The 15,648-nt window shown below is 69.4% G+C and carries 5 protein-coding genes; 3 read left to right on the plus strand and 2 right to left on the minus strand.

What is annotated here, in order from left to right; genetic code table 11:
- Positions 1-18: 18 nt before the first annotated feature.
- Both QNO00_RS16820 and QNO00_RS16825 read right to left on the minus strand, forming a co-directional pair.
- Positions 19-3,135 carry a hypothetical protein gene (locus tag QNO00_RS16820; protein WP_284025357.1) on the minus strand — a complete coding sequence of 1,039 codons (3,117 nt, stop codon included), beginning with the start codon at positions 3,133-3,135 and terminating at the stop codon, positions 19-21.
- Positions 3,125-11,782: a DUF6603 domain-containing protein gene (locus tag QNO00_RS16825; RefSeq protein WP_284025359.1), complete on the minus strand. Its 8,658-nt coding sequence runs from the start codon at positions 11,780-11,782 to the stop codon at positions 3,125-3,127. Before QNO00_RS16825 ends, QNO00_RS16820 begins: the two co-directional genes overlap by 11 nt.
- A gap of 248 nt (positions 11,783-12,030) precedes the next feature.
- Here QNO00_RS16825 and QNO00_RS16830 point away from each other — a divergent pair, with 248 nt between their 5' ends.
- From QNO00_RS16830 to QNO00_RS16835, 3 genes are all read left to right on the plus strand, one after another.
- Entirely contained in the window at positions 12,031-14,109 is a 2,079-nt protein-coding gene (locus QNO00_RS16830; RefSeq protein ID WP_284025360.1) for a hypothetical protein, read from the plus strand.
- Between the two features lie 349 nt (positions 14,110-14,458).
- Positions 14,459-14,635, plus strand: coding sequence for an HIT family protein (locus QNO00_RS17445; protein ID WP_502863514.1), 177 nt, complete (start codon positions 14,459-14,461; stop codon positions 14,633-14,635).
- A gap of 373 nt (positions 14,636-15,008) precedes the next feature.
- A complete protein-coding gene (locus QNO00_RS16835; RefSeq protein ID WP_284025361.1) occupies positions 15,009-15,305 on the plus strand; it encodes a hypothetical protein in 297 nt (98 codons plus the stop codon).
- The last annotated feature ends 343 nt before the right edge of the window (positions 15,306-15,648 follow it).

Below are 15,648 nucleotides of genomic sequence, written 5' to 3' on the forward strand. Positions count from 1 at the left end.
TCCGTCCCTCCCTCGGCATCAGTCGACGGGCAGCATGTCGGTGGCGTGCCTGGCGAGCCACACCGGGTTCTGGCAGAGGATCGATGCCATGTGGGCCGATGTCAGCCCCCAGGCCGGAAGCCCGCCCGTGGCCGGTGTGAGCCCTGCGTTCGCCCCGACGAGCACCTGGGCGGGCACCTGACCCGCCAGCAGCTGCAGGTGCTTCCAGTTCAGGTCCTTCCAGCTGGCGAGGGCGGGAGGCGGCGTCGTGGCGTCTTCGTCGACGTCGAGCCCGAAGCGGAGCCTCCCCGGGCGCTCCATGAAGCAGAAGAAGAAGCCGGCGTCGGTGTCATCGCCCGCCGCCTCAGCGGGCGTCATCTCGAAGCCGTACAGCGAGATGTCGGGATCCAGCCCGCCGCGCACGACGGGGTAGCGGATCTCGCCGTTCAGGTCGAGCGTGCGCGGCCTACTCGCGCCCGATCCAACGTACTTGCCGCGCTGGGCGAACACGATCGTGTCGGGGAACTTCACGAGCAGCTCCGCACGGACGACTAGCACCAGCAGGCCCGACAGCTGCGGCGAGTTCTCACCCAGGTCGTCGCTCCAGCGGTGGAGCTCCGGTATATCGGGCGGCCGCGTGTCGCCGGCATCGGCCGCGTCGAAGAACCGGCGGAAGTACGTGCCACGCTGATCGGTCGGGTACTCGTTCCACAGCAGCTCCCGGGCGAACTCGGTGCTGACACCGGCAAGCATCGCCTCGATGAAGCGCACGTTGGGCACCATGAGCGCGATCGACTCGGCGGGAAGATCGGCGATGTTGGGGATGATGTAGTCCTGGCCGAGCACCCGCAGCGGCTCGAACAGCGGGTCGTCGAACGTCGGGTACGCCATCACGGGGGTGAGGTGGCGGTTGTTGGCGAGATCCACATCCAGATCCACGTCCTCCACCACGGTCGCGACCCGCGCGATCATCGCCACGAGCGGCCGCAGCTGCATCGCCACCTGCGTGGCTAAGGTGTCGGGCGCCGTGAGCGCCGCGGCCGGTGTCGGGATGGGCCGCGATGTGGCGAGCGCGGAGAAGTCGGAGAGGGCCGCGGCGAAGTTGCTGGCATTGTCGAAGTCGGCGGTCTGGGCGAGCGCCGTGAACGTCGTGGTAGCACCGCGAGCGATGACAACACCGAGGTAGTTCTTACCGTCGATGTTAGGCCCGTAGTACTGGGTGAACGTCGCGTCGGGCAGCGACAGCAGAGCGGGATCGCTCCCGGTTCCGATTGTGAGCGTCGTCAGAGAGTCGCCGAGGGCGATGGCCTCGGCGCGCATCTCGGCATTGGCGGCGACGGCTGCCGGGAACTCCAGGTCGATCCGGGCGCGGATGGCCGCGCGCAGCTGCGCAAGGGTCGTCCCCGCCAGCGTGCCGGCGCCCCGGCGGGCTTCCACCTCGGTCCCCGCCAGCACGGGGAACGCGTCGCGGCCGTGCGGCACCTGGGCCGCCACCGCCGCGACCGCGGCCTGCACGAGCGTCGGCGCGACGCCCAGCACGGGTTCGGGTATGTCGGGTGCGGCCGAGACGGCGAACGTGTTGAGGTGGCCGATGAGCCCGGCTTCGATCACGGATCCCGGTGCGAGCGATTGGATAAGCGGGCGAGCCGGGCGCGTGATCCGCCGGAAGGCGGGCGCCTGCGCGGCCGCCGGTACGCGACTCGCATCCATCACGCCGCGGACCGTCGTATCGCCAGTGCTGGCGGCGCGGAGCGCGGACTGCACCCCGGCGCTCAGGCCCATGAGCCGGTCGGTACTGGAGTGCGAGATGTGCTTGACGTAGACCCGGTCGCTCGCGGTGATGGCGAGATCAGCCTCGCGCAGGCGCTGGTTGACGGCACCCAGCTGCTCCACCTGCGCCCAGGCACGTTCCATGTACTCCTCGTCGCGCAGGCGCACGATCTCGGCGCCGAGCCCCGCGGCGGCCCTGCTGCGCGGGTCGAGATTCAGTTCGGCCACCCAGCGAGTGTCGGGCGTGGTGGCATCCGCGACGCGCTCCAGGCCCGCGTGCTTGCGCGCATACGCCGGCGGCGTCACGATCGGGTCCTCGCCACCGTCCGCGCCGCTGTCGCGGAACTCGACCGAGAGGTCGACGACCTCGCGCAACTGGTTGATGACGGGCGCTCCGGGCGATGCGGGATACGTGACGCGGCTGTCAAAGGCGACCGGAGCAAGCGCACCCTCGAAGCCGACCGTGGTGCCCGCAGGCACCTCGACACCGGCGCCGGGGTCGGAGATGTCGAGATCGCGCGTGCCGAACGCTCCGGATTCGATCCGGAAGGCCCTCGGGCGCCGCGCGAGCACCTCGAAGTCGGCGAGTTCGCCGGTGCGAAAACTCCAGTCGAACAGCACGGGGAACACGCGCGGCTGCCCCTGCCCCCACGACGGCTGCTGCGCCGGGATCGTGCCTGGCGCGGCCGGCGAGCCGAGGCCCGCGAGCCGGCCGGCCTCCATGGCCGGCACAACGAATGCGCGGTACCCCATGTTGAGGTCGAGCCGGCGGGGACTGATGAGCCGCGACAGTGCCAGATCGGGAGCCTGCGTCACCTTCGCGTCGAGCTTGTCCCCGGCGTCGCCGCCGCGGAGGTCGCCGCTCGTCTGCACGTGCGCCCACGCCCATGTCTCGCTGAGGCTCGGCAGCGGCGCAGCGTCTTTCACCGTGAGGATCGCGACCTCACCGGGTACGGGGGTGAGCGAGTACTCCCCCTCCGCGAGCACCAGCAGCACCACCCATGGCCGCAACTTGTGGTCGACCGTGGCGCGGGCGGGGGTGTACCGCCACGGGAAGTCCTCGTCGTAGAACTCGACGTACGCGAGCTCACCCGGGCTGGCGCTGACGCTGCCGGCCACGGGCATGACGCGGAGCACGGTATCCGGTCGGAAGTTCTTGATGTCACCCGGGCCGACGAGCGACACCTGCTGGCTGACGGCGGCGGGCGCGAGCGGTGCGGCACCCGGAATCGGGACAGATTCGAGCGTGATGGATGCCGTCAGCGTGGCGCGATCCTTCGGCCCCGCATTCGGGGTGCTTCCCAGGTGGTCGACCTGGTCGACCCGCGTCGCGATGCCCCGCCGCGACCACGGCAGGAAGCTGTACTCGGGCAGTTCAAAGGCCAACCTGCACCCCCGGGACGATCTGGAAACGGCGCCCGTCGGCGGGCATGTTCGCAAGTCGCTGCTCGGCGTCGGTGCGACTGAGCAGCACGGTCTCGGCCACAGGCTCGCCCGCCGCACCGACGGGCGCGAGCGAGTCCTTGGCCGTCACGGCGAAGAGCTGTTCGGTGACCGCCGCCTGCCGCACGCTGCCTCCCTCGTTGAGCTTGGCCTGCAGGCGCGACCCGGCCGAGTTCGCGATCGCGCCCCCGGCGATGAGCTTCGAGAACATGAGTTTCGGATTCGCCGGCACGGCGGGCGGCGTCGGCGCGCCCGGATCCGGGTCGTCGATCACGATCATCTCGAAGGCCTGCGGGTGGTGCAGCACGAAGTCCGCCTCAAGCGACTCTCCGGAGCTCGCCCGCACGCCGTTCGGACGATCCTCGAAGGCGGGAGCCGTCAGCAGGTCGGGGTTGGTGCTGGTCGAGCCCGCGAACGTCGAGGGTGAGAAGGGCGCCGTGACATCGGCGAACGTGATGGGCTGCGGCGAAGTGGTGCCGAACGTGAGCCCCGTGATCGAGACCCGCTGCACATCGCTCGGCGGGGTCTTGCCGACGAGACCGATGTCGGTCTCGAGCGGCATGAGGTTCTGCTGCGCCGACAGCAGCCCGGCGGCATCCACGACGAGAGCACCACTCGGAAGCGGCATCAGCGTCACGCCCACCGACGCGGATGCGGCGAGGGACGCGGTCCAGTTGAGCGGATCGCGGAACTGATCGAGCAGCTTCGACAGCACGGGCTCGGCCGGGATGCTCGTCTCGTGCGCGTCGCCGAGCCTGGCCTCGACCTCGACGCTGATCGAGAAGAACAGGAAGCCGATGCTCGCGGTGCCGTGCGCGTACCAGGGCGTCGGCCCGCGCAGCTGCAGATCCAACTTGATCGAGCAGACGTCGGTGCCGCCCGCCGTGACGGCGAGCCTGCCCCACATGTGCGCTTCGATGAGGAACGGCACGAACTGCACCAGCACGTCGAAGCCCAGATCGCCGCTGATCGAGAACCCGTCGACGCCGACGAAGAACGCAAGCTGGGCGCCGAACTGGATCGTGTTGCTCGTCACCGCGAAGTACAGCTTCAGCGTGAGACGCGGGTTGCCCTTCAGCAGCGACAGCGTGAGCCGGCGCATGGCCGGGAGCTTCAGATGGGATGCCGGCTTGTAGCTCGGGTGGAAGCCGCCGATCGAAACGACCAGATCGGGCTTGGCACCCCAGCACAGCCGGATCGCGATGTCGCCTTCGAGGCTGAGCTTGAAGTCGGCGTAGCCGATGAACGAGTCGTAGATCGCCGCGTTGAAGTACAGCAGGCTCGCGCCAATGTCGATACCGCCGATGAAGGCGACCTTGAGGTCGACGACGGCCTCGTCGGGCGTGGGCAGCGCGAGGCGCAGCACCCCGAGCAGGGCGATGTTCGGCTGCGGGGCGATCTCGAGGATGATGCCGATCTTGAGCGTGACCAGCGCCGGGTTCATCCACGTGATCATGCCCATCGGGGCGATGAGGAAGTGACCCTCCTGCGCGGGGAAGGCCTCCTCCAGGTCGCGCACGATCACGTCGATGCGGTTGATGATGTCGGTGGGGAACAGGATGGAGTCGGCCGTGCCGGTGCGGAGGCCATCGCGGATACGGTCGACATCCATGCCGCGGTTGAGCCCCAGAAGGCCACCCGCACCCGCGAAGAAGAACCCGTAGCCGAGCGGGATCGGCACCGGCAGCGTCACGGTGATCAGCATCAACAGCGAGAACCCTGGTGAGCCGTCGGGCCTCTTGGTGGTGATGATCCCGATCGCGGTGAGCGAGAACTTCTGCAGCACCGCGATCTCGAGCGCGCCGACGTACCGGCCGCGCGCCTCGTCGACGAGCAGGAAGCCGCCGAGACGGATGGTCGAGGCATCCAGCGAGAATCCGAAGCCGTCGGGTGCCTTAAACGACAGCACGGCACCCGAGCCCGAGATCGTGACGCGAAGTCCGACGCGGTCGACCGTGACGGCGATGGGGCCGAGTTCAGCATTGCCCGAGAGCGCAGCGACGATGTCGGTGCGGTCTCCGAAGACGGCAGCGAGGTACAGCTCGCGAAGCAGGATGACGTCGAAGACGTTGACGTTCAACGGGAAGGTGAGCTGGATGCCGTTCTCGAGGTCGCCTGGCCCGCCGTGCACCTCCAGTCGATCGTTGCGGTACGCGACGGCGATGGTGAAGCCCGCGCCGAGCTCCTGCGGAATGAGCTTCGCGACGAACGAGTCGCCGTCGCTGCCGTTGACTCGGATGGCGGTGTTGTCGAACTCCACGGCGGCACCCAAGCTGTCAACGGCGAACGTCGCCTGACTGGTCGCCGGGTCCCAGAATGCGAAGTTGCCGAAGAACATCGCGCCGATGCCTCCGAGCTGTACGACGCTGTCTTCCTCGCCGCCGAACAGCGGGTGATCGTCGTCGGCGCCCGAGATGCGCAGGCCCACGCCGATGACGTCGAGGCCAGGGGCCGGGGCGATCGGCATGGCCGGGGTGTGCGAGGGGCCGATCACCCAAGCGGTGATGCCGGCGTCGTCGCCGATCCACTGCTGTTCGCCGAAGAGGATCGTGACCGACACGTCTCCGGGGATGGTCACGGCTCCTTGCAGACGGATGCCGAGACGACCGTCGTCTTCGGCGAACTGGAGGTCGAGTCCCTCCGTGAGCTGCACGCCGACGCCCGACAGCGCGGCCTCGAGGGCGCCGATGCCCATGACGGGCGGCTCGGGGAACCGCGCGACGATGCGCAGCGGACCCGTGGCGCTCGTGATGATTCCGGCTCCGGCCAGGAGATCCCGAGCGCTCGGTCCGTCGCTCCACAGCACCTGCTCGAGCAGCGCCTCGAGCTGGGGGATGACATACCGGATGACGAGCGGCAGCAGCCACGAACCCGCCAGCCGCAGTCCTCCCTCGGGGGTGAGGGTGAGGTCGGGGACCGGCACCAGCACGACCGCTACCTGGTCCGCCGCCTCGTCACCCAGCGGGAGGATTCGCAGGCCGACCCGGTCGCCGACGAGGCTGAACGCCACCTCGGGGGTGAACCAGTCCATCGGATCGCCGACCTCGAGCCGTGCCTGCACGAGCCCCTCGAAGTCATCGAGGTAGCCGAGCCGGGCCTCGCCGATCGTGACGGGACCCGTGTCGAAACCCGTGAGCGACACGAGCACCTGCGGGTGTCCGGCGGCGGCCCAGCCCAGCTCGGCGCCGAGCACGCTGCCGGCGAAGAGGTCCATCTCCCACCGCAGGCGGTCTTCCACGCGGGTGATCCGGTGACCGGCGGGCAGCGGGATGACGCCCGGGTTGGCGCCGCTCGGGAAGAGGCTCTGGATGTGCCCGATGATGAGCGCAGGATCGGTCACCTGCGCCTGGAGCCAGTCGGGGTCAAGCATGCTCCGCAGCTGCGCCGCCTGCCCGGCGCCGACGAATCCGCCGGCAGCGGGGTCGTAGATGCCGAGCGCCTCGGCGATCTGCAGCGCGATGTCGAGCACGGGGTGTGGCGCGTTCGGCATGAGCGCATCCGTGATCTCTTGCAGCACCTTCGGCACGAGCGCCGCGCCCGCCGTTCCGAGCAGTTCGCCGAGCCCCGTGACGGTCGGCAGCAGCTGAATCTGACCGACGTTGTCGGGCGTGACGACGAGCCGTACGCCCGACGCGGCGACACCGAACGCGATCGAGAGGTCGCCCCAGTCGCCCGGCAGCGTGAGGTCGATCGTGATGTCGCCGGCCGGCGTCACCTGCACGTCGTCCGGCACCGGACCGGCCGTGCGCAGGTCGAGCCCGAGCCGGACGGTGGCGCTGACGACGTCGGAGTCCTCGACGAACGCGCCCGACAGCTGCACGTGCAGCGGGTCGCTCCCAGAGGCCGTGAGCAGGAACCCGCCGGGAAGAGCCAGACCCAGGGCGTCGTCGAGGCCCAGGGCCCCGGCGATCGTGCGCAGGAGGTCGTTGATGGTGTCGCCGTCGAGCAGTCCCGTGGCCGTGCCGAGCGCGGCCGTGCTGCTCAGCCACCCGACGGGGTCGCGCACGAGCGCGCTGATGGGCGGCACCGAGATGCCGCTCGATGCCATGTCGCCGAGCACAGCGGTCACCACGGCAGACACCGCGAGATCGGGGATGAGCTCGACTAGTCGGGACTGCAGCACCGCGCCGTCGAAGGGCCGCATCACGATCGGGCTCGCGATGTATGGGGCGCCGCTCACCGTGATCGTGCCGTCGGTTGTGCGACGCAGCACTGTGGGCCCCGCGAAGAGGGACACGTCGAGCGTCGCCGCGAGAGTCCGGGTGTCGAAGTCGATGTGCCCGCCGACTTGGAAGGGCTCGGTGAGCGTGATGTCTTCCACGGTCTCGAGGCGGACCACCATGGTGGTGTCGTCGAGGCTCAGGCGCAGCGGCAGTTCGGGCAGCGTGATCGAGAGCGCGCCCGCGTCCAGGCCGCCGAGGTCGATGCCGGTCGTGTCGGGATCGCCGAGGGTGCCGCGCAGCCACGCCCCCAGCGCGGCGCGGCGCTCGGTCAGCGTGCGGATCGGCACCGTCGCGAGATCCGTGATGCCCTGGATCGACGCGCGCGGCCCTTCCGTGGTGGCGATCGTCGCACCGGCCGCCTCGAGCAGGTCGAGTACGGCTTGCGCTGCGGGGTTGGCGGGCGCCGATCGCAGTTCGGCCAGCACTGCATCGAGGGCTTCTCGTAGCCCGTCGTCGCCGAGTGAGATCGCCTCGCGCACGAGAGAGGCGTCGACCGAGGCATCCACGAGCCGCAGCCAGGGCTTGATGCCGAGGCCGCCCGCCGAGACATCGGCACCGGGGGTCCCCGTCGCGGGCGCACCGCCCGGGGTGACCGTGACGCCCGCCTCGATCAGCCGCACGCGCGCCGAGATCTGGCCGTCGGGTAGAGTGCCCGCGCCGACGAGCCAGCCGTTGGGACGAAACGTCGCGGTGCTGACGCTGAGCGCCGTCGCGGGCCGCGCCGGTTCGACGGCGCCTTCGACGAGACGAACACGAGCGAGATCGAGCCGCGCATCCGCGCTGAGCACGATGTCGCGGGGCACGTCGGGGTCGGAGCCGTCCTCGTCGGAGTGCGGGGTGGTGAGGCCGAGACGGATGCCGAAGCTCACGTGGGTCGGCGGCGCGGTGGCGGCGAGCCCTGAGATCGTCGAGCCGACCAGCAGGCCGATCAGGTCTCCGTCGAGCTGAGAGCCGATCGCGAAGCGCGGGACCGTGTCGACGATGTCCATCGCGGCACCCGCGAACCAGACCGGCGTGATCGCCCCGCCGAGCGCTCCCCCGGTGCCGTCGAGCAGGCCGTTTAGCGACCTGACGACGCTGCCGAGCGTGCTGGTCGAGATGGCATCCGACACCGACGAGGCGGCACGGACGGCATCCGCCGTCATGTCGTCGACGAGCGGCAACAGGTCGGAGCCGGCGTGTGGCGAGCCGAGGGTGATGAGCCCCGCGACGAGGCTCGCATCGTCGGCGGCCAGCGTGCGGGCGACCACGCCCGACGTCGAGTGGCCCACCACGCGCGGCGCCTGCCCGGTGAGGGTACGGATGCGCTGCGCGACCCGGCGCAGCTGCTCCACCTCGGTCACCGCGCTGTCGGGCAGGAGGTCTGCCGTGTACACGCCCGCGACCGCGACCACCTGGGTCAGGTCGACCTCTGCGGGGTCGGGGAGCGCGCGAAGGTCGAAGTGGCGTCCCGCGCTGGGCGGGGCCCCGGTCACGGCGCGGATCATGTCGACGAAGATCGTGCGGTCGGCGAACGGCGGGGCGATCATCAGCACGGGCCCGGTCGCTGCTGCCAGCCGCGTGACGACCTGACTGATGACCGCGGGGTCCTGTGGCAGCAGGCCGTGCGGGGAGCCGACCGTCGTGCCGTGCACCCAGCCGTCGGGCAGCTGCGACACGAGCGGTACCAGGCCGTCGCCCTCGATGAGCCACGCCGAGAGGTCATCGAAGCCCACCGCGACGGCATCCGGATTGCGACCGCGCAGGAGCGTCGCGAGCCGCGGGTGGAAGGCCGAGGCGCGAGACAGGAAGCTCGTCAGCAGCTCGCCGTCTGTTACCGCGTCGGCCACCTGTGCGAGGGCGGCGATCCACTCGGCGGGCGGTCCTGCGGGATCGAGCCACACCAGGCCGTCGACCTTCGTCACGCCTGTGGAGTCGTCGCTCGTGCTCTCGACGATCGGGATGACCCACGGGTCGTCATAGCTGCCGTTGCCGGTGATCGAGCGCAGCGTGGACGAGTCGAGGTCGCCGACCGCGCCGCCGAGCCCGCTGAGCGAGACGTCGTCGGGCAGCAGGCGTCCGAGCAGCTGCAGCACAGCGGTGACGTAGGCGGTGTCGTCTGCGGAGATGCCGGTCAGCAGACGCTGGAGGTGCGCGCGCAGCACCGTGCGCGGGTCGTCCAGCAGCTGCTGCAGCTGTCCCGCGCCCGTGAACAGGTCGCTCAGCAGCGGCCAGTCGTCGGCGAGCTCGCGCTGGTCGCGGTGCATGCCGAGCAGCGCGGTGAGGACGTAGGCCGGCTTGCCCGCCCACGAACGCAGAGCGGAGCTCAGGAGCTGACCGAGGAGGCGGATGGCATCGTCGCCCAGCCCGAGGTCGGGCTCGAGGCCCGGCAGCTCGAAGGCGTAGGGACCAAACGTCCCGCCGTCGACCGTCATGGTGACATCGGTGATGCCCACCCGCCAGACGGGAGCCTCGCCCGGTCGCCAGCCGACCATCGCCGTGGCGCGTCCTGCCGTCAGTTGGAGGCCCGACAGGTCGAGCGGCCCGTCTGGGGTGAGCTGGATCGCGAGCTGGGAGCGGCCGATGAGCGACACCAAGCCCGAGCCCGTCTCGGGCAGGTCGATCGCCAGCAGCTCAAGGAGCAGCGTCCCCTGGAAGACGCCCTGGGTCGCTCCCGCCATGATCCCGAGGCGCAGCCGCTGCAGCCCCGCGGGATCGGTGTCGACGCGCGCGTTCCACGCCGCGAGCGACAGAGTGACCGACCCCGCCGTGGCGATCGGTGTGACCCACGGCTCGTCGGTCCTGCCGCTGCCGGAGACGGCGGGCGCGAGTCCGACGAGCACCGCGACCTGCTCGAGCATGTGCGACCAGGGGTGCGCGGTGCTCGCCAGCAGCTCCCGGTGCAGCCCACCGAGCGCGACTGTCGGGCCCCGGCCGAGGGCTGCCGGATCGAGCAGCGGCCACGTGTTGTCGGGAATGGGCCGGCGAAGCCCGAGCAGCGTGAGTAGCGCTCCCGCGACCGGTACGTCGCCGAGGGCGTCCTCGAGCACGCTGAGCGCGGCACCCGATGCGACCCCGATGACCGCGTCGGCGTCCGCGAGGCTGACGGCGCCGTAGTCGTCGCCGTCGATCACCACCCCCGAGACTTCGAGCCACGGCTCCACGTCGCCGTCGACGAGCCGGAATCCCGCGCCGACCCGGCCGATCTGCAGAGCGGGCGCGTCGTCGACGAGGTTGCCGGCGGTCGGCGCGACGAGGCCCACGGTGACCTCGGGCGCGAGTCTGGTGAACCGCGGCGGTGCGCTGGGATCGGCAGGCACGCCCGGCACCGCGGGCAACGGGATTCGCAGCACCGTCGCGACTGCCGACAGCGCCACGGGCCCGGCGTCGACACGCACCTCGAGCCCGATCTCGAGCTGGCGATCCGCCGACACCTCGAGCAGCAGGAACAGGTCGACGACGTCGGAGTCGAGCAGCCGCGCCCGGAACGGCGACCCCTCTTCTCCGGTACCGGTCATCTCCAAGTCGTCGCCGATGAGCCCGGCGAGATGAGTCGCCCATGCGGTCAGCGTGTCGGGTGTGTCGACTATGTCGACGAGCCAGTCGAGCACTGCCCCGGGCCGTTGGAAAAGATCCTCGATCGGAAGGGCCGGGATGTCGGATGCCGGATCGCGGCTCATGCCTAGAAGTTCGAACAGGTGGTCGCCGAGCCTCGCGAGCTGCTCGTTGCCCCCGGCTTCGGCGACGAGCAGGTCGACGACCTCTTCGAGTAGCAGCTTCAGGGCGCTGATGAGATCGGCCCCGACCCTCGCCGACTCGATCACGAGGTCGACGGGGTCTCCGCCGCCGAGGTTGAAGTCGTAGACGGTCACCCGCACGCCGGCCTGAACGCCGAGCGCCGCGGTGTCGTCGAGGTGCACGGTCACGGCCGCGCCGATGCGCGACATCGGGATCGCGACATCCGTGAACCCGACGTCGACGCCGATGAGCAGGGGCCCTTCGGCAGTGCCCGCGATCGCCTCGAAGTCACCCGCGACACTTATGAGCGGTACGCGCACAGTGCCCTGCACCTGGCCTACGCCCGAGCCGAGCACTCCGCTGTGCAGCGCCGCCGCGACGCCGACGACGTCGTTCTCGACGGTCAGGTAAAGATTCCCGACCTCGGTATCGAGCAGGGGATACCACCCTGGAAGGCTCGGATCCGGAGTCAGCAGGTCGTCGAGCAGACGCAGCAGCGCAGCACGCTGGGTCGGGTTCGAGAGCACCTGGCGGACGGCGATGAGCGGGTTATCGAACCAGGCGCCGACCAGCTGTCCATCGGCATCCGTGACCCCGATTGCCGTCAACAAGGACGCGGTCTGTGGGTCAACTCTGATGTCGAGAGTCATCGAACGCCCCCTGCCAGGCAGCCAGTGCACTGGCCACGGTCCGCGGCGCGCCCCCCGATCCGGGTCACCATGAAGGTCGACTTCGCGGTGTCATCCCGGAACAAGCGCGACGTTAGCCACACTCTAGCCGAACCTTCTTCCCGGCAACAGGGGCGCCTCGCGATGCGGGCGCTGTGTGCCGCGGTCGCCGAAAGACCGGTGGTGCGCGCGCCGCACAGGTGTGCGAAAATCATCGCGACAGGAGGTGCATGATGACAGTCGTCGACGACATCCTGAAGGCCCTGGGACTGGGGGTGACCACGGCAAGCGGCAACCGGGACTTCCTGCGGTTCTTCCTTACTGCCTCTGACCAGGCCCGCGTCAAGCCCGGCAGCCTGACCGTCAGCGAGGGCCCGATCGACGGACCGGCGACGATGGAGGTCTCGTTCACGATCGCCGACCCGCTGTCCGGCGCTCCCCAGCTGCGGCCGCTGTTTCCCGGCGCCATGACGTTCACGGCCGACCCGGCAGCGCCGGGGGCATTGCCCGAACCCGCGGCAACGGATCTCACAGCGGCGGGCTTCGCAACCTGGCGCACCCGGGGCTCGCTGCGGGTGATGGTGATGGATGCCTGGACCGCGCAGGCGCTGCTGGATCACGGATCCGCGCTCGAGGTGCAGCCGAACGCGGCGTTCTACTCCCCGATCCAGCTGACGCAGTCGTTCCTACTGACGACCCTGACGACGAAGCTCAAGAAGGACAACGTCGCCACCCCGCCGCCTTCCGTAAAGCCGACGCGGCCGGAGTGGCCAAAGCATGCCGTCTCGCGGTTTCTGCAGGGCAAGTACCAGCCCGTTCTGCGCCTGGGCAAAAAGGCGACCGACGACGACGTGATCGCGCACGACATGCCGACGGTGGTGATGGCCGCCGACGGCAAAGTCGTGCTGAAGATCGTCATCGCCCGGGCGCAGACACCGCAGGACGGCCCAGACGCGGCGCTCGACGCACTGGCGCCGGGCATCGATGCGACTGACACCCGGCATCCGCGCAATGCACCCCTTCCGGCGCGCCACGCGTACCGGGTCTTGCGGCCTCACATGATCGATGCCGCGGTCGGCACCGCGGTCCCCGACGCGTGTCTCACGGCGTGGCCGGCGGCGCGCCGCTACTTCCCGTTCCAGATCACTCGCACGTGGCAGAAGATCCCGAACTTCTCGGTGCTCTTCCCGCCCCGCAGCGCCGTCGTCAGCACGGGGCCGGCGGCATCCATCACTCTCAAGGTGCCCGCTCACGGCGAGGTGTACGTGCCCCAGGACCCGGGTGGTGGTGCGCCGCCACCCATCCCTACGTTGTCGCTCAGGTCGTTCACGCCGCTGCCGACGACGTTCCTCGCGGGCGCGACTCCCAAGGCGTGGAGCGTCAAGAGCGGCACGACAGCCGTTCCGCTGTCGACCGCCGCCCCGACCCACGTCATCCTGCGGCGACCGCTCAAGGACGAGATCCTCACCGACCCCGTCTTTCCGGCTCCGGGCGAAGACCGCTGCACATACATGTCGCTGCGTCGTGCCACGCGGGCGTTCGTGGATCACCGCATGACCGGCGGTCGGCTCACCAACGAGGGGCTGAAAACGTCGCAGGTCACCCGTGACCTCATGAAGAACGCGTGGCCCGACGATCCCACGGCCTCCGCGCGGGTGAAGAAGGCGCTGGCCGCCGCACCGCGCATGCTGCTGAACGCCAACCCACCGCCCGACGCATCGCCGGGGCGCGCTCGCGATCTCGAGCAGGTCTGGATCGCGTGCTTCCCCCAGGATGTTCCCGCGAAAGACATCGACGGCACGGGGGTCCTCGACCGCACCCTGGTCTTGAGCGGCGGGCAGATGTTCTACACGCTGTGGCAGACGATCGAGGATGTACTGAAGGCCGACGGCACCAAGCGCAACTTCTCGAACGACCACGTCGGATGCGGCGCCCCGGGCGCAATCGTGGCGATCGGCCTGTCGACGGGATACATCACTCGGCCGCCGCACGTCGCGCCGAGCCCCACCGCCGCCGAGCTGACGAGTAATGTCAACGACATGCTCATGGCGCTCACGCCCGGCACGACGCTGCAGTTCTGGAACCGCGCCGACGACTACCGTGTGGAGCGCAGCCGAGTGGGGAAGATCAAGTGCTACGGCCACTCGCCCTTGTTCCGCACCTATATGCCTGTCGTCGGTGGAACGCCGTCGGGCCTCGTGGTCGTCGACCAATTCGGCAAGGACAGTGAGTGTGCGGTCGTCGGCGGACAGATCACATGGTTCAACAGACCGCAGCGTGTCTGGATCGCCGCCCAGTGGGACGACTGAACGCGGTACACCTCGAGCTGCGCGTACTCACACGAGGCAGGGAGTGACCTGTGATCGTCGTCGGTTACGGTTTTCCAGCTCGAGGTCCTTTAGCCACTACTGGACGAGTTGGGGGAATGGCTGTCAGGACGAGCGCATTGATGTACCGCCATAAGTGCGGCGATCTACACGGCCGCGCGTATCCAACCTGAGCACGGATTGGACCGGGAACATCGACACGAAGGCCACCTACGCGAACCTCGTCAACAATCTGGAGAGATGGGTCGCTCAGGCGAAGGCTCGTCTATCGTGATCGACACCTGCGAGTCTTGCGGAGATCATCGACCGCAATGATCTCGACGTCCGGGAGGTGTACCGCGACGAGAACTTCGTCGCCTTCTTCCCGACGGAGCCCGCGGTTCTCGGACACGTGCTGCTCGTGCCACGGCGACACGTACCGGACTTCTGGGGGCTGCAGCCCGATGAGACGTCACAGCTCTCACGGGGGCAGCGCTGCTCCTTGCAATTGCAATCCGGGACGCCGTGAAGCCGGAGGGCCCCAACATCATCCAGTCAAACGGCCAAGCCGCGACCCAGTCCGTGCCCCACCTCCACGTCCACCCCGTGCCACGGTGGGCGAATGACGCGATGGGCCGGATCTGGCCGAATGAGACGGACTACCCAGAGACCTCGAAGGAACGCGCGATGCTCGACGTCCGAGGCGCAGTGCAACGACTCGGGCCTCGGCCGAGCCTCCGCTCGCCCCAGAGGACCGACGCAAGCACCTCGACTACATCCAGGCCGTGGTCACGAGGCAAGCGGCGGCCTCCGCGTCGGCGAAGGAGTGCTGCTCCCCATCGTCACGGCCACGTTCGGCTTCGCGCGCTCACGCAAAGCTCCTGGCCGCTGGCTGCCTCGGCATGGTGGCCGTGGTGCTGTTCGCCTACCTCGACGCGAACTACCTCCGGAGCGAGAAGCAGTTCCGCAGGCTCTACAACACCGTCGCGCGGTCCAGCGGCAAGATCCCGCTGTTCACGCCTGACCCCGTGGATGCCGACGAGCCGCTTCCGGATGACGCACCAGCGTTGTCGAACTGGAGGGCGGCTATCCGCCAGTACGTGCCTGAGCGGTCGATCTGGACTTCGTGGTCGATCGCTCCCTTCTGCATCGCGCTGATTCTCCTAGGAACAGGTGTGTTTGTCGTGTCGGCGATCTGAGGTTCATCACCGCGTTCCGCGCGGCCTGCGGGCGGATGCCAGGGTCGCTGTACCGGTAGAGGCGACGGCATGCGCGACGTCAAAGACGGAAATCCGGAATAGTCGGGACCTGATGACCGGTAGGCCTGGAGTCGTGAACCCCTCTCCCCCATGATGCATAGGCCTCCGACCGCTTGGAGCCGCCGAAATCGGTCACAAACGGTCGAACGAGTCTCCCTCTGGCGAAGCCCACAGCTCCCCGCCGCACAGTGGAATACATGACCGACAAGGCTCCCCCACTGCCCGCATTCCCGCGCGCGTCAGCTGTCCGGCCCGTCGGCGTCGTCCGCTCCGAGGCCGACCT

This window comes from Arthrobacter sp. zg-Y1219 (genome assembly GCF_030125545.1).
In the GTDB taxonomy this organism is placed as follows: domain Bacteria; phylum Actinomycetota; class Actinomycetes; order Actinomycetales; family Micrococcaceae; genus Arthrobacter_B.

Excerpts from the sequence above, each read along its gene's own strand:
- QNO00_RS16825 (WP_284025359.1), bottom strand. The coding sequence starts at position 11,782 with ATGACTCTCGACATCAGAGTTGACCCACAGACCGCGTCCTTGTTGACG.
- QNO00_RS16830 (WP_284025360.1), top strand. The coding sequence starts at position 12,031 with ATGATGACAGTCGTCGACGACATCCTGAAGGCCCTGGGACTGGGGGTG.
- QNO00_RS16835 (WP_284025361.1), top strand. The coding sequence starts at position 15,009 with ATGGTGGCCGTGGTGCTGTTCGCCTACCTCGACGCGAACTACCTCCGG.